A 22,007-nucleotide genomic window follows, 5' to 3' on the forward strand; every position below is an offset into this window, starting at 1 on the left:
GAAAAAATATATCTCTTTGGCAAACTCGTTTATGTGCAAGGATTTAAAGAGGCCACGAAACCTTGACCCGCAGTGGACGATGATGTACGTAAGGAGCAGAGTACCAAGAGGTCTATTATTACAAACAAAAAGATTGCCCTAGATATACTTCCTTTACTTGATAGCTTGTGGCTATTTCTTGTGGAGTTCCTTCTAATAGGACTTTTCCTTCGTAAATAACATAGGCTCTGTCAACTATATTAAGAGTATCTCTAACATTGTGATCGGTAATTAGGATGCCGATATTGCGGTTACGTAAGTGAACAATTAAATTTTTAAGATCCTCAATTGCTAACGGATCAATGCCTGCAAGTGGTTCGTCAAGCATAATAAATTTGGGATCTAGTGCTATTGTTCTTGCGATTTCTAGCCTACGTCTTTCTCCGCCGGATAATCCTATTGCTGGCATGTCTTTTAGATGAAGAATAGAAAATTCTTTAAGCAAATCTAATGTTTTTTGTTCGATAATTTCTTGGTCATTTTCTAAAATCTCTAGCATTAATCTAATATTATCTCCTACAGATAGCCCACGAAAAATTGATGGTTCTTGAGGAAGATAGCTAAAGCCAAACCTAGCTCTTAAATAAATTGGTAAATGAGTAATATCATGATCATTATAAAATAATGCTCCACTATCTGGTTTGGTAAGTCCTATAATAATACTAAAACAGGTAGTTTTACCTGCACCGTTTGGACCAAAAAGACCAACTATTTCTCCTGTTTTTAATTGAAGAGATACATCGTTTAGGATCACTCTCTTATTATAAGATTTTGAAATACTACTTACTTGTAATTTCTCTATTATTAAATGCGGCATACTTTAAAAATTTCTTACATAACTAATTTTTTGATTTGCTATAATCTATATTATTGAGTTCCGTATAATATACTAGTTTGTCAGTTTTTATAATACCATCCTTATTCTGTACTATTACATCACCAAGCAGTACTAGTTCTTTTCTTTCTACAAAATATTTTGCAGAAGTAGCAGTTAGTAACTCTTGACCATTATTCTTTTTAGCAATCAATCTTGACGGTATGGAGATGTAATCAATAGTTTTTTTATTATCAACTGTTTTATAAAAAATTTCTAAATTAGTTGTTTTTACCATCATATCATCAAACCACAAAATCACTTCTCCTGTAAAACAAGCTTGATTCTTAGTTTGATCAATTACTAAATTGTCAGAATGAATATATAATCTATCCATACTCGAATGCTTTGAGTACGGATGTTCCCCATAGGCTACGGATGAACTCATGATTAGAAAAAACAATACATAGCAAATCATGCTAAAAATCCGATACATCAATAACCGTCGATACATTACCTTTGAAATTTATAATATCATTATCATGTGTAGCACTAAAATTATTAGAAGTAATTTTACAATTTTTATAAGATAATACCACTCCTGTGTTACTATATGTTTCTTTATTTAGTAGATTCAGTTGGGCTTCTTGTGCTTTTAATGTGCTTTCTCCTAAAAAAAACTGTACATCATTTTCTAATTTTAATATGTGACTACTCTCATTCAATATACCATTTTTTGCACTGATCACTAAGTCTTTGTTGTCATTTATTTTATATGTAGCATTAATTTCTTCTAGTTTATATTGATTACCTAAAGTCCTAACTGCTTGCACAGTCTGAATCTGGTAAGGATTTAAGTTTTTATTGAACCCCTTAAAAATTGAATTTGAAATTTTTATTTCATAATCTTTATCATTTGGATTAAAAGCACTATTGCTACTATTATCCTCCGTTGATTTTGAATTATTACTGATAGGATTTAAATTTATATAAATTAAACATAAGGTTAATATTATTCCTAAACAAGATAAGATCTTTGATAGACTAATTGAACGTCTATAAGATGAAATGATAGCACTACTACCTTTATCTATGAAGGGAATCTTAACCATAATATTGCCAACATTATCATGGACATTCATCAACTAATTCCTGCCCTAAGTAAATCATGGATATGAACAATACCAATCACCATATCATTTTCAGTTACTGGTATGCTAGTAATCGATTTACTATTCATTATACCTAAAGCCTCTCCCGCTAATTTTAAAGGAGAAATTTGTTTTGGGTTAGAAGTCATTACATCGCATGCATACTTCATATCTATTTTATCATTAATATGTCTACGCAAGTCTCCATCTGTTATAATACCAACCAAACTCAAATCTTTATTTACCACTATAGCACATCCAAGACTCTTTTGATTCATAACCAATATAGTATCGGTAAATGAGGTATCAGCATATACTAAAGGCAACTGATCTTTCACCCGCATTAAGCTCTCTACCTTTATAAGATTCGCTCCAATCTTTCCTCCAGGATGATACAGCCGAAAATCATCTTCAGAAAAGCCTCGTGCTTCATGTACAGAAGTGGTAAGTGCATCTCCAAGAGATAACATCATTACTGAAGAAGTTGTTGGAGCGGCAATATAAGATGCTTCATTGATTCTTGGTATTAATAATAGGAAATCACTATTGATTGCTATAGTAGAGTTGGCATTCATAGTCATGGCAATTATTTTTATAGAAAATCTCTTACAATATTTCATTATATCAAATAATTCTCTGGTCTCTCCTGAATTAGACAACATAAATACTACATCATTGTCAGTTACCATACCAAGATCACCGTGGCTAGCCTCAGCTGGGTGCAGATAAAAAGCAGCCGTACCGGTAGAAGCAAAACTTGCTGCTATTTTATGAGCTATATAACCACTCTTTCCTATACCGGTTAAAATAACCCTACCTTTACAGTTAATTATATAATCTACTATATTGTTAAAATCACTAGGAATATTATTAGATAATTCAACTAATGCAGCAGATTCTTTTAATATAACCCTTTTGGCAACATCACAATGGTATGGTATTTTCATATAGTGTCCGAATTGTTCAATGATGTTGTCGTAGCTAGAGGAATGACAGAATATTAGTTGAGCATATTACACATCAAGCCTGACGCCGAGTGATACATTATGACCTTTATATGCTAATGACTTAATATGATTTTTTATTTCTTTTGTGCTACCAAAATCTTTCCAACTGTAAGCTGCTTCAACTTTTACTCCTGGGGCTAACTTTGTAGCAGCTCCAAGAGTAAGCTGGTAGACTAGGTTATTTTTTTTACCACTAGAAACTGATACACCATTATTCTTAGTAATTTGGTTTTTTAGTTGACCAACTCCAGCACCAGCACCGACAAAAAATTCACAAATACTTATATCAACAATATCCACATAACCATTAAGCATTAAAGTAGCAATTTGAGGCTTAATTTTTGAGTCTGTACCGGCAAAAGAATGCTTAGATTGATGATTAGCAATCCAAGCAAGCATGAGATCAGCTCTAACATTATCTAGAATATAATACCCCAAACCTCCGCCAAGAAACATAGCGGTATTTTGCTTTAGTTTTTTATCATTTAACTTAATGTTAGCCATTTTATTCGCCCCAACCTCTGCTTTCAAATAAAATTGATTTTCAATAGCCAAAGAGGAAAAAGAGACTAAAAGTGAAATAGCTATAATCGTTACTAAGAGTAAATTTTTCATAGTTCTATTTTTTAATTTACATTTTACTATAAATTAAACTAATCTGCTAGCTTATTTTCAAGATAACCCCACAAATAACAAAAGAAGAGGGTTACTAAAAACCCTCTTCTTTTGTGGAACAAAAATAATAAATCTATAAATTATTTACTATTAGATATCAAATCTTAAGCCAGCCATTAAATGGTGACCTCTGTAAGCACTTTCTGATTTGCTCTCTTTCCCTTTCCCATATTTTGCTGCTCCATAATCTCTCCAGCTATAGGCAAGCTCAACATTTATACCATCAGCCACATTAGCAGAAGCACCAACACTCAACTGATAAGCAAAATTATTAGAACTCTTAGACTTTAGGGATACATTGACTGGTATTCGAGCAACCTCTATAGTGTTATGTGTACCCACTACAGATCCATTTAGAGTTGCTTTCTCTTTTATTTGAGCCATACCAACACCTGCTCCTGCAAAGAACTTAGCAAAACCTGCGTCATACAAATCAACATAACCACTGAGCAACAATGATATTACTTGTCCTTTACGTTTTGATTCTAGAGTTCCTTGGAGCTTTCCCTCGCCTTTTGCTACCGCACCAGCAACAGTAATAGAATCTTTGAATTCTATATTAGGAAGGAAATCAAGTGTCAATTCTGCTCTAACATTATCCATTGCATAATAACCAGCACCAAGACCAACAACACCAACAGCACTTCTTTTAACTTTCTGTGTCAAGGATAAGTTTTCCATTTCTTTAGGTAATTTAGGTAATTTAGCCTTTTCTTTATTCAACATAGCTGCACCACCTTCAGCTTTAAGATAAAACTGCCCTACATCTGCAAAAGATGTAGCAGAAGTTAAAAGAGCCGTACTTGTAGCAGCGATTAAAAACAACTTTTTCATAATATTTCTCCTTAAATTATATAGACAAGAATTCCCTTATTAGATTCTCAAATAATGCCCGTGAAACACAAATCTCTCCAAATCCCACTTAGGCTACCTAGTTCGGTATATATAGCATACTATTTCCCTTAGGACAAACTAAAAACTATTATGAGCATTAATCAATAGTGTTATAGAGATACTTTGTGGCAATAAAAACACAATAGACTGAATCTGTAGCTAACCCGAAAATGTTTGAGCCATCGTAATGGTGATAGAATTTATGCCATTGCCCTGATATTACGCGAATTCAGGATAAGAATTTGTCAATTCTTATCCCTAATTGGGGTATATTCAGGCATAACTGAAAACATCTAGCAAATTCTCTACGCTATCTGTGCTTGCAAGCTTGTTGTTTTTATATTCTCCACATTTAAGACATTTATGAGTTAGAATTATGCCCTTTTTACTATCGAGTTTATAGGAAACTGGCTGCATTAGTCCGTTACATCTAGAGGCTCTATCCCCAGGGTTAATATCCACATGTTTGCTGTAGAAACATGCTGAACAATGGTTAGTATAGCCATTTCCTTGTACCGATTCACTACATATATCACAAATAAAATCTTCTTTATTTCTATAAAACTTTTTTGTAACCATTTTTTAACTTTTTTTTGGCAATATACTGCTCGTAAATGAAGAGTTGGTAGACGATAGTATAACTTCAAGAAGAGCTAGGAGTGTCAAAGTCGAGCAGCGGAGATCTTTAGACACGACAACGCCAATTCTTGAAGTTCACCGAGTATACATGCTATTTTTTTAGCCCCCTACTTACGCAAGGAACACCCTAGGCTATTAAACCGATGTCTTACATCACCCCAATTTGGCATAAGAATTGACAAATTCTTATCCCGAATTCGCGTACATCGATATTTGAGGTTAACTAATGATAGCAACAACGGGTATATGATCAGAAGGCTTAATTTTAGTTCGTAGATTATAATGCATGTAGCAATCATTTAGATAATCTGCAACATTGCTTGATGCAAGTATCATATCAATACGCATACCTTTATTTTGTTCAAAGCAACCTGCTCTATAATCCCACCAAGAAAATTCTTGCTTAGTAGGATTTGATAATCTATATAAATCCTCAAAACTAGAATTTAAAATAATTCTCAATCGTTGTTTTTCTTCATTAGTAAAACAAGTAGTATTTTGTAACTCTTTTGCTGAGTATACGTCAATATCAAAAGGAGCAATATTAAAATCTCCTCCAACTATCACCTTAGTATCAAGAGTTCTTTTGGATTCGAAGTAATTAATTAAATTATCATAAAATTCTAATTTCATTTTAAATTTATCACTACCTACCAATGAACCGTTAGGTGCATATAATGAAGTGATACTACAAAAACCTATAGGAGTTTGTAGAGATATTTCTATAAACCGTGCTTGATTAGTACAATTAATACCCGGAAAGTCTTTTACCACTTCATCAGCTGGAAACTTTGATAAGATAGCTACACCATTATAGGATTTCTGACCATACACATAGAAATTATATGCTAGATCTGATAGTTCATCAAAAGGAAACTTATCAGTCTCACACTTGATTTCTTGTAACAAAACAATGTCTGGATCTACTTCTGTTAAAAAGTCCCGTAAATGTTGTAGTCTTATTCTTATAGAATTAATATTCCAAGTAGCTATTTTCATTTCTAATTCCTAGTGTACGTTTATATGCGAATTTGGGATAAGAATTTGTCAATTCTTATCCCGAATTCGCGTATTTTACATCGGCTTAAAAACCATTAAAAAGAAAATAATAACTAGGCTGATAAATGCTGGCCAGCCAAGATAAAACCATAAATTAAATAATTTATAATACTGTGCTGGTAATTGCTCATTATTTTTTAATGTTCTGACTGCAATATTCCGTAATTGTATTTGAATCCATACTACTGGTAGCCAACATGCTCCTGTAATAGCATATCCTAAATAAGTTAGAACAAGCCATAAATCAAAGAAATCATATCCAACTATATTGATTAATATTATGCCGCTAATTGGTTGAATAATAGCACTAGTGGTAGTAAAGAGAAAATCGGCAATAACCGTAGTACGTGCTGCATAAATTTTGGCTGCTAAATCCCCGGTTTTATTCGCCCACCACATAAAAAAAGCAATACCAATACCTGTACCAAACAAAATAGTGGAGCTAATGATATGAATAGTTTTGACGACAGAATACCAATCCATTATTTATCCTTTTCTATAGCAAGTAAGACAAGAGTAAGAAGTATTATAGGAATATTTTTAGTCAGTACCCCCAAGGGTTCTAGCCATAAATCAGGCTTAAGAAAGGTTAGAAAAAATGTATAAGCTAGCATTAATAAAATCTGTAGTATACATACTCCTATAATTCTTGGCTTAATAATCATCAGAGTTCCAAGAATTATATCAGCAAGACAGCTTGAATATAACATAATTTGTGCAATTTGCTTGATAAATCCTAACTCTGTTATTATTTTCAGACCTTGTTCTGAAGTAAAAACCCCCGTAATGACGCCTGTCATAATCCAAAATAAACCTAAAATGATTTTTAATAGTGGTTTCAACAAAAAAAGTCTTGCATGCCATAGTGATTGGACAGTAAGAGGTTCAGTGGCTAATCCTTGCTCAAAATTTCTTGGAACGACAGAAGTAAAATTGATAAAATCTTTCTTATCGGCAATATTTGGTTGTAATAACATATTATATGAAGTGCTATTAAGTGGCCCTATACTAAAAAAGTCTCCTAACTTAGCTGCAATTCTAATGAATGTTAAAGGAATCTTTATTAGTTTGGCAGGATCTAGACCAAGCCAGCTCCTAAAATTAATCAATATATCTTTTACTGTAACTATTTCTGGACCAACTATTTTTAATACTCTACAAATCTTTCCTTCTCTTTTAGTGCAATTAACAACCACTTTAGTTAAGTCATCCATATGTATGGGTTGGAATTGTTGTGATCCATCTCCTATTAAAGGAATAAACCAAGGTAAAGCTGAAAGAGATCTAAATAATGAAGTACCTCCATAACAACCACTTGTATACACAAGCGATGGTTGTAAAATCACCCAATCAATATTTTTTAAAGTTTTTAAATAATTGTCAATTTTTTTCTTTGTTATAGCATAGTCAGTAGTTTTCTCATTATCTATACCAAGAGCTGAAATATGAATAATTCTTTTTACTTTAGCTAAAATACATGCATCAAATAAAGCTTTTGGACCAAAGAAATGAACATTCTCTATTTTGTTGTTATTAGTTGAAGTTAACACTCCGGATACATTAATGACTACATCAATATTTTGTAAATTGTTAAGCCACTTTTGTTGATCAGTATCATTGTTAAAATCACAAGCTAAAATTTCTAGGTTAGGAAATTTTCTTTTAGTAGCTTTTATATCTCTAACTGCACAAACTACATCATGATTATCTTTTAATAACTCAGCGGTGATATATGAACCAATAAAACCATTAGCACCTACTACTAAAACTCTCACCCTATCCTCTCTATAACATAGCAAATTCAAATCAACTGATTGTATAATAACATAAAATAACTAAACACTAAGTACATTAATCTCAATTCGATATAAAAATTGTTTAACAAATTATATCATTTGGAAAATCTTTCTTATTTATAAATTAATAATTTGATCTTGACAGGGTAATAGTTTTTATTAATATTACAGGTATATTCGATGCTTTTGAAGAATTGCCTTCGTAAATACTTGCGAATTCTTGATAGTAAAGTATATATAATAATCTAAATCAATAATTAAAGTAACAGTGTGCATTTTATGTTATACGAGGATATTGATAATTTACACAATATCACTGATATTATTAGTACTAAATTGCAAGAGAATTCTATAGTAGCGAAGATATCTTGCAGATTAAAAGACCCTTATTCGATCGTAAAGAAATTGGTAAGAAAAGGTATTGGTTTTTATCAATTAACTGACCTCATTGCTTTTAGAATTATAGTTGATACGCTAGAAGACTGTTATAAAGTACTGGATATTATTAATGATATATATCCTAGTAACCATGAAAAATATAAAGACTATATTGTTAATCCCAAAGATAACGGCTATAGTTCCTTGCATATTGTGACTACTATTGGTACATCTAGACGTAATATGGAAATACAAGTACGGACTAGTCAAATGCATGATATAGCAGAGTTTGGCATCGCTAATCATGGTGAATATAAAGAAGCACAAGAAGCAAGGATAAAAAAATTATTTTCTCCAGAATTACTTAATATAATTGTTCTGCACATCGGACTAAATAATTTATATAAACTTTTTGAACAATTTAATTGGACTATGTCTGAACTGGTTGCTTACGAACAAGAAATTAAAAATTTTTGGGATAATTTTCAAGATAACTTGCAAATAATACAAGAGCAATTTATAAAAGAAATAAATAATGTAGAACCGTTAGAGAGAAATTTTGTCTAACTAATCCAAGGTTGGCGGTTGGCTAACCCTATAAATATTTGTGGGTAATAGTAAACTCTACTGTTTGGAATAACGTCCATAACTGTCGAAAGTTAGTAAATAAATACATCTTCTCTATACGTCTATTAGCAAGGAGGGCTGTAAGACCGACGAAGCAATCCAGTAACATCATTTATCTATAAGTTGTTTCCTAGATTGCTTCGCTTACGCTCGCTAATAGACTCTGTGGTATAGGTATTTGTAAACTTTCAACAGTTGTGGGATAACATCAGAGTTGGTCATGCCAATCATTATAAAACTTGCCTAAATCAAGTCTTATTCTTTTCGATCGCTCAGCAGTGATTATAGAATATATTGTTTCAAGAGTGGTATCAAAATCATCGTTAATAACCACGTAATCATATTGTTTGGCATAATACACTTCTTTAGTAGCCAATTTCACACGCAACTTTATTGATTCTTTACTATCTTGTCCTCTATTTTTAATTCGTTGTTGCAAAATACTAAGACTCGGTGGCAAAATAAAAATTGTAATTACATTTGGCAAGGTTTTTTTTATTAGCTTTGTACCTTGCCAATCTATATCAAACAAAACATCTAACCCTTGACTTAGTAAGTCTTCTACAACTTTTTTAGGTGTTCCATAATAATTATTGTAAATATTTGCATATTCAAGAAATGCATCTTGCTCAATTAATTTATTAAATTCCTCTTTGGTCTTGAAATAGTAACTTACTCCATCAACTTCATCTGTTCTTGGCCTTCTAGTAGTTGCAGAAATGGATAATCTAAGATTACTGTCGATTTTTAAAACTGCTTTAGCTAAGCTAGATTTACCAGTAGCTGAGGGCGAAGACAAAATAATAGCTAATCCTTTACTTCTGAGAGATAGTAGCATTCTTGGTGAAACCTTTATATAGCAATAGAATTTTATCTTTTAATATTAATTTTTGTTTCTTTAACTGCCTGACTTTAGTATTATCTTGCAAATGCAAAAATCCGGTATTTATTAGTCTTTCTAAATCATTATGTTTTTTTTGTAAACTTTGTATGTGGCTCATGAGACTCATCTGTAAACTCCATAATCAGTTAAAAGCTTGGTTTTTTGTAAACCAAGCATCATTTTAATATAAGCAAATACACTTTGAAAGGAAAAAATATAGCTATGACTAGCGATAATAAAAAAAAATTGCTTGTGGCAATCTCTGGAGCTTCTGGAGCAATATATGGTATAAGGTTACTTGAGATTCTGAGGCAGATAAATATTGAGAGTCATCTAATTATTTCAAAATCTGCTCATCTTACCATATTACATGAGACGAATTATTCCATAGAACAAGTAAAAGATCTAGCAGATTACTGTTACAATCTTTCTGATATTGGTGCTAGGGTTTCTTGCGGTGCTTTTAGGACATTTGGCATGATAATAGCTCCATGTAGCATGAGAACTCTTGCATCAATTGCTGGTAGTATTGAGAATAATTTAATCAGTAGAGCAGCAGGGGTTACACTAAAAGAACGAAGAAAACTGGTGTTGATGATAAGAGAGACTCCTTTACATCTAGGTCATTTAGAAAATATGTTAAAAGTAACGAATTATGGTGGGATAATTGCACCTCCAGTACCTGCTTTTTATAGTTTACCTAAAACCTTGGATGACATGATAAATTATTCAATTTCGCGGGTTCTTGATATTTTTGATATTAATACTGATTTAATAAAACGTTGGGATGGTATGCCTACAAAAATTTAAAATCTATTAGTGCTTGAAAAATATCTGCTATAATTGTAGTGACGTCTTGAGGGTCATATATGCAACAAAGTTTTGAAAAAATACTAAAAGGCTATCAGCTATTTAGAAAAAAATATGCTTATGGTAATAAATCTATTATGCAGAGTCTATCTCGTGATGGTCAACAACCAAAGATTATGGTGGTTGCTTGTTGTGATGCACGAGTAGATCCGGCATTAATACTACAATGTGATCCAGGGGATTTATTTGTTGTACGTAATGTAGCAAATATTGTTCCTCCTTACGAAAAAGATGGATCTCATCATGGCACAAGTGCTGCCTTAGAGTTTGGAATATGCTTTTTGAAAGTTGAACACTTAATTGTATTAGGACATAGCCAATGTGGAGGAATTCAAGAATTATTAAATAGTGACGATAGAGTGCAGAATGATTTTATAACCAACTGGGTTGCTCTGATAAAAACACCTAATTTTAGACATCATAATGCTGATGATTATACAAAATTAGCACTTAAACAATCACATCAAAATTGTATGACGTTTCCATGGATTAATGAACTAGTGACCAGGAGAGAGCTAACTATTCATTTATGGTTTTTTGATATAAAAACTGGGCAAATTTTTACTTATTCTGATAAGCAACAAACATATCTACCCCTTGCTTAGGTTCTTTAGCATATTCAGGTAGAACTTCAAGAATTAAGATTCCCGCGACCTAAAAATCGAATGCAGTCATGTATCCGGCTTATAGCAAAGTAAATTTTATTAATAGATATCTTTGGCAAACTCGCTTATTAGAAATCTAAAATTAAAAAATTAGACTAAAAAGCAGGATTATTAGAATTAGTATTTATCTAATATTTATTAAATTGACCATTTTTATAATTTTAGTTACTATGTATATAGTTGTATCTTTATATTAATCTTAACATTATCGGTATATATTATGACAGCATTAAAAAGTTATATAGATAGTAATGGGAGACTTGCTATCCCCGCTAAAATTAGAAAAAAACTGCATCTTAAAGCTGGTGATGAAGTGTCCATTAAATATAAAGATTCTGAATTAATAGTTTCGACTTATCATGCTAATATAGAAAAAGCTAGAAATATTTTAAGTAAATACAAGAATATTGATTTACAAAAAGAGCTAAAACTGATGAGGAACGAAGATGCAAACAAGTTCTAAATCTCTAATCAAGACTAAGAAATTTTTATTAGATACATCTGCAATCATTGCCTTATTAAAACAAGAATCAGGTTATAAAATATTAGAGGATGTTATTGCAAGTAGTGCCTTATCATCAGTTAATTTAAGTGAATTAGTTTCTGTCTTAACTAGATCTAATATAAAAGAAAATGAAATTGATACAATTATAACAGATATAGTTCCAGACATCATACCATTTTCTGAAAGTATAAGTATCAAAGCAGGCAAGTTAATAAGTTTAACAAAAGATTATGGTTTATCTTTAGGTGACAGAGCATGTATAGCAACTGGTAGTTATTATAATATGGAAATTTATACTACTGATAAAATTTGGTTAAAGTTATCTGATAAGCTTCCGGTAAAAATTACTTTAGTACATTAGACCTCCTTCGAAACTCTACTTCTGCTGGTGATTTGGACAATGATGCGGTACTCGAATCCGTAACGGAATTAGAGTATACTCAGGTAGAACTTCAAGAATTGGCGTTTCCGCGACCAAAGATCGAAGCTGCCTAGTTACTAATAGACTTACTGCATAAGTCAATCTAGTTGGTGATTTTGTCGTCGAAACTCGCCTCCGCTCCTCACGTACGTCTGTGTACGCGAAGGTAGCCGGCTTCGTTTCTCCTAAAAATCCCTCAACTATCTTTGATTTATGCAGCAAGTCTAATGTACGCTACGCTGCTCGACTTTGCTACTGCCTAGCTCTTCTTGAAGTTATACTATCGTCTACCAACTCTTCATTTACGAGCAGTATACGCTGCGGTTTGAGATGAAGCGTTTCCTTCAAATCTCTCAGCACAAGCGAGTTTCGAAAGAGGTCTATTAATAAAAAGATGTCATCCCTACAAAAAAGCAGAGGGATGACATCAAAGTACGCGAACTTTGGATAAGAATTAACTAATTCTTATCTAGAGTTGGGGTAAAGTGTTATTCGTATGAAGACATGAGCGTTAGAAGTCCATACCGCCCATGCCACCCATACCGCCGCCCATGCCACCACGTGGCATAGCAGGCTCATCTTTATCAGCTGGTTCATCGATAATAAATGCTTCAGTAGTAATAATCAAAGAAGCAACCGATGCTGCATCTTGTAAAGCAGTACGCACGACCTTAGTTGGATCGATAATACCAGCCTTAATCATATCAACATAAGTCATATCTTGAGCATTGAAGCCAAAGTTTTTCTCTTTACTATCAGTAAGTTTTCCAACTACAATAGCTCCGTCCATACCAGCGTTCTCTGCAATTTGCCTTACTGGAGCTTGTAGAGCTTTCTTAACGATGTTAATACCAGCTTGCTGATCTTCATTAGTACTTTTTAACGACTCTAAGGATCTTGCTGCATAGAAAAGAGTAACACCACCACCAGCAACAACACCTTCTTCCACTGCAGCTCTAGTAGCATGCAATGCATCCTCAACACGATCTTTTCTTTCTTTTACTTCAACTTCAGTAGCACCACCAACTTTTAAGACAGCTACGCCACCAGCAAGTTTAGCTAAACGCTCTTGTAATTTCTCTTTATCGTAATCTGAGCTAGATTCATCAACTTGTGTACGAATTTGAGAACAACGAGCTGCAATGTCTGCCTTACTACCAGCACCATCAATTATGACAGTATTTTCTTTGGAAATAGTAACTTTTTTAGCAGTACCTAGCATTTTGATATTAACATTTTCAAGTTTCATACCAAGATCTTCACTGATGAGCTGACCGCCTGTTAAAATAGAGATATCTTCCATCATGAATTTTTTTCTATCGCCAAAGCCAGGAGCTTTAACTGCAGCAACTTTTAACCCACCACGTAATTTATTTACTACTAGAGTAGCAAGTGCTTCTCCTTCTACATCTTCAGCGATTACTAGTAAAGGACGTCCTGATTGCACTACTGCTTCAAGTACTGGTAACATTTGTTGTAAATTTGATAATTTCTTTTCAAATAGTAAGATAAACGGATTTTCCAATTCTGCTACCATCTTTTCGGAATTAGTAACAAAATATGGTGATAGATAGCCTCTATCAAACATCATGCCTTCAACTACATCTACTTCAAAACTAAAATTCTTAGCTTCTTCAACGGTAATTACGCCTTCTTTACCAACTTTTTCCATTGCCACGGCAATTTTTTCGCCAATTTCTTTGTCACCATTTGATGAAATAGTACCAACTTGAGCAATTTCCTCTTGGCTGCTGATTTTTTTACTAGCTTTCTTAATTTCTTCAACTACTAGGTTAACAGCTAAATCTATACCACGTTTTATATCCATAGGGTTAAAACCAGCTGCTACTGCTTTGTTACCTTCTCTTGCTATTGCTTGAGTTAGAACAGTTGCGGTAGTTGTTCCATCACCAGCAACATCTGATGTTTTACTTGCCACAGATTTTACCAATTGAGCTCCCAAATTCTGAGCCTTATCTTTTAGTTCAATAGCTTTTGCCACTGTTACACCATCTTTGGTTAGTCTTGGTGATCCGAATGACTGTTCAATTGCAACATTTCTACCTTTTGGACCTAATGTTACTTTTACGGTATCAGTTAAAATATCAATACCTCTTAGCATTTGTTCACGTGCATTTGAGCCGTGTCTTATTAATTTTGTTGCCATATTTATGTTCTCCTTACAATAAATAAATTATTAACCAATTATGTCCACAACTGTTAAAAGTTTACAAATACCTATACCACAACGTCATTGCGAGCGTAAGCGAAGCAATCCAGGAAACAATCTATAGATAAATGATGTTACTGGATTGCTTCGTCGACCTTACGGCCTTCTCGCTAATAGACGTATAAAGAAGCTGTATTTACTAACTTTCAATAGTTATGCAATTATGCCCATGACATCACTTTCTTTCATAATGACCAAATCTAAACCATCAACTTTTACTTCAGTGCCAGCCCATTTGCCATAAAGTACTTTATCTCCTACTTTAATTTCTAATGGATGGACAGTACCATTCTCACTTTTTGTTCCCTTACCTACAGCTACTACTTCACCTTGTATTGGTTTTTCCTTTGCTGTATCAGGAATAATAATTCCTCCACTTGTTTTTTCTTCTTGTTGAATTGGTTTTACCGCAATTCTATCGTGCAATGGTCTAAAAGACATTCTTACCTCCATAGATTTAATACTTAATAATGTGTATTCTATATATGCTTGATTTTGTAACAGTTCAAGGGGTAAAAAGAAAAATTTTAAAGAATAATTGCTGTGAGCAAATTGTGTATAATACCTTTTTTATCCTCGCATAAGTTTTTCTATTATTGACTTTATAGGAGTATAGTTTAAAATTAAAAATGAAGTAACTGCAAAGTTACTTTGGGGTGTAGAAACCTGTAATCCAACAGTGGTGAATATCAACCATTAAATGATGTATCCTCGACTTTCATGGTCGGGGAGATGTTAGCTATGTTCAGGGCTTAAGGTTTTTTCCTTAAGCCTAAAGGCTAACATAGCTGTCTGTTGGCAGTTTTTCTAACTCCCCGATCGCCAAAGTAATCCCTCAAGGTTCTTTGGTGGTTAAAACTTAATAACTTTAAGTTTAATCATAAAGGGGATACTGCTATGACATACACAACAACTTTACCTTCTGAAGCAATCATCTTTTTTGATCCAGCTTATGACCATTCTAAGGATATAAAACTTAGAGATGATGTCACTACTACCAGCCAACAAGAAGGACTAACAGTAGTAGAAATTATCGAATCTAAAGGACCTTATGACCACAGTACTTTTGGTAAGTTAATCCGCCGGGTAATGAGCTGCAATAATAAGCCTGTCACCATCCTCATTAATGAAGATATACGGCATACAACAATTAACACTCTACTTTGGTCTGTACTTGGTACTTTGTCATCTGCCGGTCTAATTACCGTTACTACTTACGAAAGATCCTATAAAAAAGTACTCTTGAAAAAAGTAAATATAGAGGATGATTATTTTTTATACGTGGCTGCTACTTATTGTAAAAACCATTATAAATTTGCTAATGAACCATTAAATTTCAATACAGATGAGTAATATGCTAACTAACACGAGTTGCCAATTAACTACAAAGCTGAGCTTAATCATGATGATATACAATCTCACCTAAAAGCTGGTTCTTCTCATCAGATTCTATTGACACATCATGCACTACTTCATTATATGAAGGTGGTATTGGAGGTGGTGGTGCAGGTTTACGAACTTTCGGGTAAGAGTACATTGGGGATGTAGTTGTAATATCTGGAGATAGTTGCGGGTATAAAGGTTGATTTACACTAGGTGGTGCAGAAGCTGCTGCTGGATGGTTGTTATTAGTAACATACGTATTATTACAGTTACTTGATCCTTCAAGAAGAGTTGATAGGGATAGTACTGGAGCACTTGCTCCACATTCAGCTTGATGTGCTTCTAGTATTATGTTATATTCTTCCCGTTTAACTTCTAAATATTTATCCAAATTTTCAAAAAAAGCATCTTCTGTTATCCATATTCTACTTACCCATGGTGCACCCTTCTTAATTATATAGCTCAACCCAGCAATCTTCAGTGCTTCCTTAAAATCATGTTGGTCAATACATTTAAGTAACTTTCTAGCTTGAATTATTGTGTGTATTTGGTCACTACGTTCTTCAAACTTTTTGCAATTAACTGTATTATACTTTGATAAGACAGATTGTTGACTATGCAGACCTTTTAAACTAGCTTTTAATTCCTGACTAGCTGATGATCTATCTTCCGTAGTTTTTATAAAATTACAACATTCCCCCAAATTAGCAGCCTTCAATATCTCATAAACACTACTATCAGTAGCAAACAACTTTATAGCTCGTTCTGTCTTATCAATTTTATTTTCAAGTAATTGTTTTGCGGTAGAAAGCCTTACTAATAGCGTACGATCTTTTGACATAATAAACACATAATTAAGATTATATTAATATGATATAATATAATCTTAATATATATTAATATGCAAGGTTTAGTAACAATATAGTTAAAATTAGTTATCTAAATTGTCATATTTATATCATGATCACATACTATTTTGTTTCATTTTATTTTTCTTGATGGCATAGCTAATCAGTTCATCCATAACATTGTTTCTTATGGCTACTGCAATATCTACTTCATTTTTTTTCTGAATTTCTTGCCTTTTCGTCTTATCAATTCTTTTTGATTTTACATAAGCAAAATACGCCTTATCTTTTGACTGAAAAACTGGAGTATTGGAATCAATGTTAGCATAAAAAATTGCTGATAGTAATTCTGTTGGTAATTGCTGATTATTATGAACTTCATACCTAGAAAAAGTTGCAGCTTGGTTGGTAGTAATATCTAGAGGTTTTTTACTTTTACCAGGTTTATATTCTTTAGCAAGACTCTCTATGTTTCCTAAATTTATCTTTCTAATATATTGCTTATACCATAGTTCGTATACTTGATCCTTGACTGCCGAGAATTCTTGTAGTTTACTTGGTTGAATAGATTTAATCTCAACCAATATAAAAGCTCCTTTATCAGTTAACTCCATTGGATATGATAATTCTCCTTCTGCAAGATCAAAAATACTGTCAGCATTTTGGCCAAGATCAACATACCATTCGCCTTTTAAGTGTTGGCGTTGTGGCACGATGGGACTTCGCGTAGGAACAACGGTTTGACTACGCCTAGTCCGCTCGCCACTCGCAGGCTTAGCCAACTCTTGAAATTCATCTTGTATATTATTAGTTAAATCCTTATAACTTACAGAATCTAAATTCTGTATTGGTAATTCATATTTTTTGGCAATTTCTGTTAAACTTGAACCAGCTGCCACATCATCTTCTAGATTTTTTGCTAACAGTAGCTTCAGCTCTTCTATTTTTTGTTGTTGCAATAATTCATTAACCTGTTTTCGTACCTCGCTAAATTTTTTATTAGCAAATTCTTCTTGGTTATCCTGATAAAACTTTAATAATTCTTCATCGCTATTATGAATTTGCTTACCTAACACTTCACTTGATATTTTTACATAAGACAAGCTACGTTTTTCCGGTATTTCAAATAACTCTTGGTTTTGCTTGTATAATTCTTCTAACTCGGCCGGAGTTGCATAAGTCATAAACGCACCTTTAGGTTGGGCTTTTAAGTCAATTTGTACAAGGTCGACATCTCTTGTTTCGGCCATATAGTCTACGATATTTTTGACCATTATTTTTGGTGTTTGAAATGATTCTATAAAAATACTAATTAGAGTATTCTTTAAGGTATGTTCTTTAACATCAAATACATAGTCCTCCTCATTAATATAAGAGTTTTTTAAAAAACCTTTAAAGAGTGCTATGTCAAATAGACCTTGCTCATTCTTAAAATTAGCGGATTCTTTAATAAACTGAATCACAGTATCATCAGTTATATCTAGATTATAATAGTGTACTAAATAATTCATAATGCGATTATTGATAAGTTTTTTAATAATAAAATTATCAATATTCAACTGCTTTATATCTTCTTCACTAAGATGTGTTCCAGTTTGTTTTTGAATAACACGAATTTGTTCGGCTTTTGCCTTTAGAAAATCTTCTTCACTAATAGTTTTTGCATCAGAAAATGTAATCAAATCAAAATTATTGGTAGTCTGTAATACATCTTTAATTCCCCATCCAACAAATGCAAAGGCAATCATTCCAAGTAAAACACGCATTACAAAACTATCAGCAGCGTTTCTAATATTATTTAACATAAATTATAAATTTCTTCTTCAAGTTTTTGTAGTATACTACAATAGTTCTGTACACTAATATCTGCAAGCGATTTTTATGAAAAAACTTATTATTGCTAACTGGAAAATGCATATAAGTTTAGATGATGCATTTAAATTTTGTGCTAGACTGATAGAGCAGCAACATAACAACAAATTTATTATAGCTCCTCCTACTCCCTATCTTGCTTATTTATCTGATAAATTCAAATCTATAGAGTTTTGTGGACAAAATGTCAGTCAATTCGAAGAACAAGGAAGTTATACTGGAGAATATTCAAGCCTATTACTGAAACTAAGTGGTATTAATTACGCTATTGTTGGTCATAGTGAACGTAGAAGCTTTTTTCAAGAATCCAATAAATTAATCAGACAGAAAGCAGAGAATTGCTTAAATGCCAAGATTAGCCCTATTATTTGTATCGGAGAAGACCTAGCTACACGAAAAAATAATAATTATAAAAATTTTTTATTAAAACAATTAGTGGAATCCCTGCCAAATGATAAAATAGGGGAGGGGATAGATGTGATAATAGCCTATGAGCCGATTTGGACTATAGGAACAGGGATTATTCCTAACCAAGAAGAATTAATAGAGATATTTGATGTCCTCAATTGTTTTCTTCAGCAAAGCCAAGTTGCAAATAATGTTAGCTTAGTGTATGGTGGATCTGTAAATTTAGGTAATATAGAAAAAATATTAAGTGTACAGAATATTGATGGGGTTATGATTGGCAAATCTTCACTTGATTATCAAATTTTAGTTCAAATATTAAATTATAGGTTTTTTGAAAAATGATGAATATATTACTTTTTGTTCATATTGTAATAGCAATACTGCTAATTATCGTAATTCTGATGCAAAAGACTGGCAATGATGGGTTAAGTGGTATGAGCGGTGGTAGTGGTAATATGGGTGTTGTAACAGGCAGAACTGTAGCTAATTTCTTGACTAAAACCACGGTAGTGCTTGCCACCTTGTTTATAATTAATGCTATTATTCTTGCCAATCTGTCTTCTAAGAAAAACCTTGGGATAATTAAGAAAATTGAGCAAGTTGACGATAAACAAGAAGAGTCTAGTTTGCCAATTGCCAAGTAAAATTTAAGGACCAAGTTATGCAAAAGATAATTGATTTACATAATATCAAAATTGGTAATACCTTACCATTTGTGTTTATTGCTGGACCTTGCCAAATAGAAAGTCTAGATCATGCATTATTTATGGCTGACAAGCTTGTGACCCTTACTGCTAAACTTAACATACCCTTTATCTATAAATCGTCATTCGATAAAGCTAATAGAACTTCAATAAATGGTATCCGGGGTAGTGGTATTGAGAAAGGGCTGGAAATTTTGTCTAAAGTAAAAACAGCCTTTAACTGCCCTATTCTTACTGACGTTCATACAGAGAATCAGTGTGCTAAAGTTGCTGAAATTGTTGATATAATCCAAATCCCAGCCTTCTTATGTAGACAAACAGATCTGCTGCATGCTGCAGCTAGGACTAATAAGGTTGTTAATGTTAAGAAAGGCCAGTTTCTTGCCCCCTGGGATATGAAGAATGTGTATGCTAAGCTTGAAGCATTTGGTGCAAAAAATATCATGCTTACCGAACGGGGTGCATGTTTTGGTTACAACACACTAGTATCAGATATGCGTAGTTTGCCAATTATGGCAGAAACTAAGACCCCTGTAATTTTTGACGCAACCCATTCAGTTCAGCAACCAAGTGGCATAGGCAACAGTAGTGGTGGCGAAAGAAAATATGTTGAAATATTAGCAAGGGCAGCTGTTAGCGTCGGAGTAGCAGGTGTTTTTATGGAAGTTCACCAAGACCCAGATAATGCCCCAAGTGACGGACCTTGTATGATCAAGCTGGATGATTTAGAACCTATATTGGTTAGGTTAAAGAGCTATGATGAGCTAACTAAAGCAATATTTAAGATATAACCTAGATAACAACAAATAAGATTAGATATACTCTTCTGCTTTGAAGAATTGGTTTCGCGAAACTGCGGGGTACTCACGTACGCTCACCCTTGTTTTACGTTCCAATTCTCCAAATCATTTTAGTATACTGCTCGTAAATGAAGAGTTGGTAGACGATAGTATAACTTCAAGAAGAGCTAGGCAGTAGCAAAGTCGAGCGGCGTAGCGTACATGAGTAACGGAGCAGCTTCGATCTTTAGACACGACAACGCCAATTCTTGAAGTTCTACCTGAGTATATATATTTATGAGGGAGTAAATTATACTACTCATTGGAGTTTTCTCCCCCAAGATTGAAATACCCCACCTGCACTTTGTATAACCGTCTTATCCTGAATAATCTGATCCATTTCTTTTAGCATCTTTTCTATTTCTAAATTATCGATCAACTTATGCTTAATAAAATGTTCTTTTTCTTCTAAAAGAGATAATTTTAATAATAATTTTTCTTCAGCCCCATTAAAAACTGGTTGATGAAAATCAAATTTTACATCTGTTAATTGAAGAGTACACAAAGTATTAAATAGCTTTATACCATAAGAATAATCTACACTAAGTCTTTTTTCAATTTTATGTAATAATTCTTTATATTGTTCTATTGAACGAGCATATGGATAATTAAATATAGCTGTATAATCATGCTCTTCACATGCAATAGTTCCACCCGGCTTTAATAAACTTAACATATTATTTAAGGCTTTTTGAGGATGTGTTAGATGTATGAGTACAAACCTACAATATACGAGGTCATATTGCTCATTACCCTGATAATCTTGTATATCTGCAACTTGGTATTCAACAATATCGATGTTTTTACTACTTAACTTACTTTTAGTAAGCTCTATCTGTTTTTGGCTTATATCTAGGCATAATAGTTTGCCATCTTGTCCAATTTTCTGATATATTACATCAATAGACTCCCCCGATCCACAACCAATAATTGCCACTTTCATATTTGGACGAAGTGCTAGCCTATCCAATAGAATATTAGTATATTTGCCATATATTTTATTCAAAATACTGAGCCTATAATCCGTTTCATTGCCAGTTGCCAAAATATAGCTATTCTTTTTTACCATTTGATTTAATTTTATATATCTATTTTTTAGTAAATATATTGCTGATTTGGTTTATTGATAGCAAGAGAAAATAATATAGAAAATTGAAATAATAAATTCTTGATTGTAACAATATCACTAGTTCTCAATAGAATCCGAAAATTTTATTTCACAAATTAATTACTATTTTTTTTGCTAATATGCTTAGTGATTATTAGTAAATATGCTACAATGCGGTGAATTCAAGTAATT

The 22,007-nt window shown here is 32.8% G+C and carries 27 protein-coding genes; 9 read left to right on the top strand and 18 right to left on the bottom strand.

Translation table 11 applies throughout. The features are described 5' to 3' along the window. Window positions 1-118: 118 nt before the first annotated feature. The 10 genes from lptB to AAGD36_RS00565 all read right to left on the bottom strand — a co-directional run bounded on the left by lptB (window position 119) and on the right by AAGD36_RS00565 (window position 8,053). Window positions 119-856, bottom strand: coding sequence for an LPS export ABC transporter ATP-binding protein (lptB, locus tag AAGD36_RS00520; protein WP_375331938.1), 738 nt, complete (start codon window positions 854-856; stop codon window positions 119-121). A 22-nt stretch (window positions 857-878) separates the two neighbouring features. Continuing rightward, on the bottom strand, window positions 879-1,301 hold the full coding sequence (locus AAGD36_RS00525; protein WP_341755478.1) for an LptA/OstA family protein: 423 nt from the start codon (window positions 1,299-1,301) through the stop codon (window positions 879-881). A gap of 31 nt (window positions 1,302-1,332) precedes the next feature. After that, window positions 1,333-1,995, bottom strand: a complete 663-nt coding sequence (gene lptC / locus AAGD36_RS00530) for an LPS export ABC transporter periplasmic protein LptC (protein WP_341755479.1) — start codon at window positions 1,993-1,995, stop codon at window positions 1,333-1,335. Continuing rightward, window positions 1,995-2,951 carry a KpsF/GutQ family sugar-phosphate isomerase gene (locus AAGD36_RS00535; RefSeq protein WP_341755480.1) on the bottom strand — a complete coding sequence of 319 codons (957 nt, stop codon included), beginning with the start codon at window positions 2,949-2,951 and terminating at the stop codon, window positions 1,995-1,997. Before AAGD36_RS00535 ends, lptC begins: the two co-directional genes overlap by 1 nt. Before the next feature lie 66 nt (window positions 2,952-3,017). Further along, window positions 3,018-3,626 (bottom strand): outer membrane protein, encoded by a 609-nt coding sequence (locus AAGD36_RS00540; RefSeq protein WP_341755481.1) that lies wholly within the window; start codon window positions 3,624-3,626, stop codon window positions 3,018-3,020. A 150-nt stretch (window positions 3,627-3,776) separates the two neighbouring features. Continuing rightward, window positions 3,777-4,520, bottom strand: a complete 744-nt coding sequence (locus AAGD36_RS00545) for an outer membrane protein (protein WP_341755482.1) — start codon at window positions 4,518-4,520, stop codon at window positions 3,777-3,779. A gap of 333 nt (window positions 4,521-4,853) precedes the next feature. Continuing rightward, window positions 4,854-5,159: an RNHCP domain-containing protein gene (locus AAGD36_RS00550; protein WP_341755483.1), complete on the bottom strand. Its 306-nt coding sequence runs from the start codon at window positions 5,157-5,159 to the stop codon at window positions 4,854-4,856. A gap of 279 nt (window positions 5,160-5,438) precedes the next feature. Continuing rightward, window positions 5,439-6,218 carry an exodeoxyribonuclease III gene (xth, locus tag AAGD36_RS00555; protein WP_341755484.1) on the bottom strand — a complete coding sequence of 260 codons (780 nt, stop codon included), beginning with the start codon at window positions 6,216-6,218 and terminating at the stop codon, window positions 5,439-5,441. A 75-nt stretch (window positions 6,219-6,293) separates the two neighbouring features. Next, window positions 6,294-6,761: a DUF2269 domain-containing protein gene (locus AAGD36_RS00560; RefSeq protein WP_341755485.1), complete on the bottom strand. Its 468-nt coding sequence runs from the start codon at window positions 6,759-6,761 to the stop codon at window positions 6,294-6,296. Then, window positions 6,761-8,053: an NAD(P)H-binding protein gene (locus AAGD36_RS00565; protein WP_341755486.1), complete on the bottom strand. Its 1,293-nt coding sequence runs from the start codon at window positions 8,051-8,053 to the stop codon at window positions 6,761-6,763. Before AAGD36_RS00565 ends, AAGD36_RS00560 begins: the two co-directional genes overlap by 1 nt. Window positions 8,054-8,353: 300 nt before the next feature. Here AAGD36_RS00565 and AAGD36_RS00570 point away from each other — a divergent pair, with 300 nt between their 5' ends. Continuing rightward, a complete protein-coding gene (locus AAGD36_RS00570) occupies window positions 8,354-9,019 on the top strand; it encodes a bifunctional (p)ppGpp synthetase/guanosine-3',5'-bis(diphosphate) 3'-pyrophosphohydrolase (RefSeq protein ID WP_341751608.1) in 666 nt (221 codons plus the stop codon). Window positions 9,020-9,287: 268 nt separating this feature from the next. On the opposite strand, the gene gmk is transcribed toward AAGD36_RS00570, so the two are convergent. Then, entirely contained in the window at window positions 9,288-9,917 is a 630-nt protein-coding gene (gene gmk, locus AAGD36_RS00575) for a guanylate kinase (protein WP_341751609.1), read from the bottom strand. After that, the gene (locus tag AAGD36_RS00580; RefSeq protein WP_341755487.1) at window positions 9,895-10,080 is read right to left on the bottom strand and encodes a DUF465 domain-containing protein; all 186 of its coding nucleotides are present in this window, start codon (window positions 10,078-10,080) and stop codon (window positions 9,895-9,897) included. Before AAGD36_RS00580 ends, gmk begins: the two co-directional genes overlap by 23 nt. Before the next feature lie 104 nt (window positions 10,081-10,184). Here AAGD36_RS00580 and AAGD36_RS00585 point away from each other — a divergent pair, with 104 nt between their 5' ends. From AAGD36_RS00585 to AAGD36_RS00600, 4 genes are all read left to right on the top strand, one after another. Then, the gene (locus AAGD36_RS00585) at window positions 10,185-10,772 is read left to right on the top strand and encodes a UbiX family flavin prenyltransferase (protein WP_341755488.1); all 588 of its coding nucleotides are present in this window, start codon (window positions 10,185-10,187) and stop codon (window positions 10,770-10,772) included. Between the two features lie 59 nt (window positions 10,773-10,831). Continuing rightward, window positions 10,832-11,437 carry a carbonic anhydrase gene (locus tag AAGD36_RS00590; RefSeq protein ID WP_341755489.1) on the top strand — a complete coding sequence of 202 codons (606 nt, stop codon included), beginning with the start codon at window positions 10,832-10,834 and terminating at the stop codon, window positions 11,435-11,437. Window positions 11,438-11,717: 280 nt separating this feature from the next. Further along, window positions 11,718-11,960, top strand: a complete 243-nt coding sequence (locus AAGD36_RS00595; RefSeq protein WP_341747931.1) for an AbrB/MazE/SpoVT family DNA-binding domain-containing protein — start codon at window positions 11,718-11,720, stop codon at window positions 11,958-11,960. After that, window positions 11,944-12,363, top strand: a complete 420-nt coding sequence (locus AAGD36_RS00600) for a type II toxin-antitoxin system VapC family toxin (protein WP_341747932.1) — start codon at window positions 11,944-11,946, stop codon at window positions 12,361-12,363. Before AAGD36_RS00595 ends, AAGD36_RS00600 begins: the two co-directional genes overlap by 17 nt. Before the next feature lie 15 nt (window positions 12,364-12,378). Here AAGD36_RS00600 and AAGD36_RS00605 read toward each other — a convergent pair whose 3' ends face one another. The 3 genes from AAGD36_RS00605 to AAGD36_RS00615 all read right to left on the bottom strand — a co-directional run bounded on the left by AAGD36_RS00605 (window position 12,379) and on the right by AAGD36_RS00615 (window position 15,094). Then, the gene (locus AAGD36_RS00605) at window positions 12,379-12,645 is read right to left on the bottom strand and encodes a hypothetical protein (RefSeq protein ID WP_341755490.1); all 267 of its coding nucleotides are present in this window, start codon (window positions 12,643-12,645) and stop codon (window positions 12,379-12,381) included. A gap of 289 nt (window positions 12,646-12,934) precedes the next feature. After that, window positions 12,935-14,590, bottom strand: coding sequence for a chaperonin GroEL (gene groL / locus AAGD36_RS00610; protein WP_341755491.1), 1,656 nt, complete (start codon window positions 14,588-14,590; stop codon window positions 12,935-12,937). A gap of 216 nt (window positions 14,591-14,806) precedes the next feature. Further along, window positions 14,807-15,094: a co-chaperone GroES gene (locus AAGD36_RS00615; protein ID WP_341751614.1), complete on the bottom strand. Its 288-nt coding sequence runs from the start codon at window positions 15,092-15,094 to the stop codon at window positions 14,807-14,809. A 456-nt stretch (window positions 15,095-15,550) separates the two neighbouring features. On the opposite strand from AAGD36_RS00615, the gene AAGD36_RS00620 reads away from it, so the two are divergent. Continuing rightward, on the top strand, window positions 15,551-16,006 hold the full coding sequence (locus tag AAGD36_RS00620) for a hypothetical protein (protein WP_341755492.1): 456 nt from the start codon (window positions 15,551-15,553) through the stop codon (window positions 16,004-16,006). A 43-nt stretch (window positions 16,007-16,049) separates the two neighbouring features. On the opposite strand, the gene AAGD36_RS00625 is transcribed toward AAGD36_RS00620, so the two are convergent. Further along, the gene (locus AAGD36_RS00625) at window positions 16,050-16,877 is read right to left on the bottom strand and encodes a hypothetical protein (RefSeq protein ID WP_341755493.1); all 828 of its coding nucleotides are present in this window, start codon (window positions 16,875-16,877) and stop codon (window positions 16,050-16,052) included. A gap of 123 nt (window positions 16,878-17,000) precedes the next feature. Further along, complete coding sequence (locus AAGD36_RS00630; protein WP_341755494.1) at window positions 17,001-18,689, bottom strand: peptidylprolyl isomerase; 1,689 nt, start codon at window positions 18,687-18,689, stop codon at window positions 17,001-17,003. 76 nt (window positions 18,690-18,765) lie between these two features. Between AAGD36_RS00630 and AAGD36_RS00635 the strand changes: the two genes are divergently transcribed. Genes AAGD36_RS00635 through kdsA form a run of 3 tightly spaced genes read left to right on the top strand, consistent with a single transcriptional unit; the run spans window position 18,766 to window position 20,659 of the window. Next, entirely contained in the window at window positions 18,766-19,506 is a 741-nt protein-coding gene (locus AAGD36_RS00635; RefSeq protein WP_341751618.1) for a triose-phosphate isomerase family protein, read from the top strand. Next, window positions 19,503-19,808, top strand: a complete 306-nt coding sequence (gene secG / locus AAGD36_RS00640) for a preprotein translocase subunit SecG (RefSeq protein WP_341755495.1) — start codon at window positions 19,503-19,505, stop codon at window positions 19,806-19,808. Before AAGD36_RS00635 ends, secG begins: the two co-directional genes overlap by 4 nt. A gap of 17 nt (window positions 19,809-19,825) precedes the next feature. Continuing rightward, window positions 19,826-20,659 carry a 3-deoxy-8-phosphooctulonate synthase gene (kdsA, locus tag AAGD36_RS00645; protein ID WP_341755496.1) on the top strand — a complete coding sequence of 278 codons (834 nt, stop codon included), beginning with the start codon at window positions 19,826-19,828 and terminating at the stop codon, window positions 20,657-20,659. A gap of 307 nt (window positions 20,660-20,966) precedes the next feature. Here the strand turns inward: kdsA and AAGD36_RS00650 are convergent, their stop codons facing one another. Beyond that, window positions 20,967-21,776 carry a class I SAM-dependent methyltransferase gene (locus AAGD36_RS00650; RefSeq protein WP_341755497.1) on the bottom strand — a complete coding sequence of 270 codons (810 nt, stop codon included), beginning with the start codon at window positions 21,774-21,776 and terminating at the stop codon, window positions 20,967-20,969. Window positions 21,777-22,007: the final 231 nt, after the last annotated feature.

Source organism: Candidatus Tisiphia endosymbiont of Ptychoptera albimana, from assembly GCF_964026605.1.
Lineage (GTDB): Bacteria > Pseudomonadota > Alphaproteobacteria > Rickettsiales > Rickettsiaceae > Tisiphia.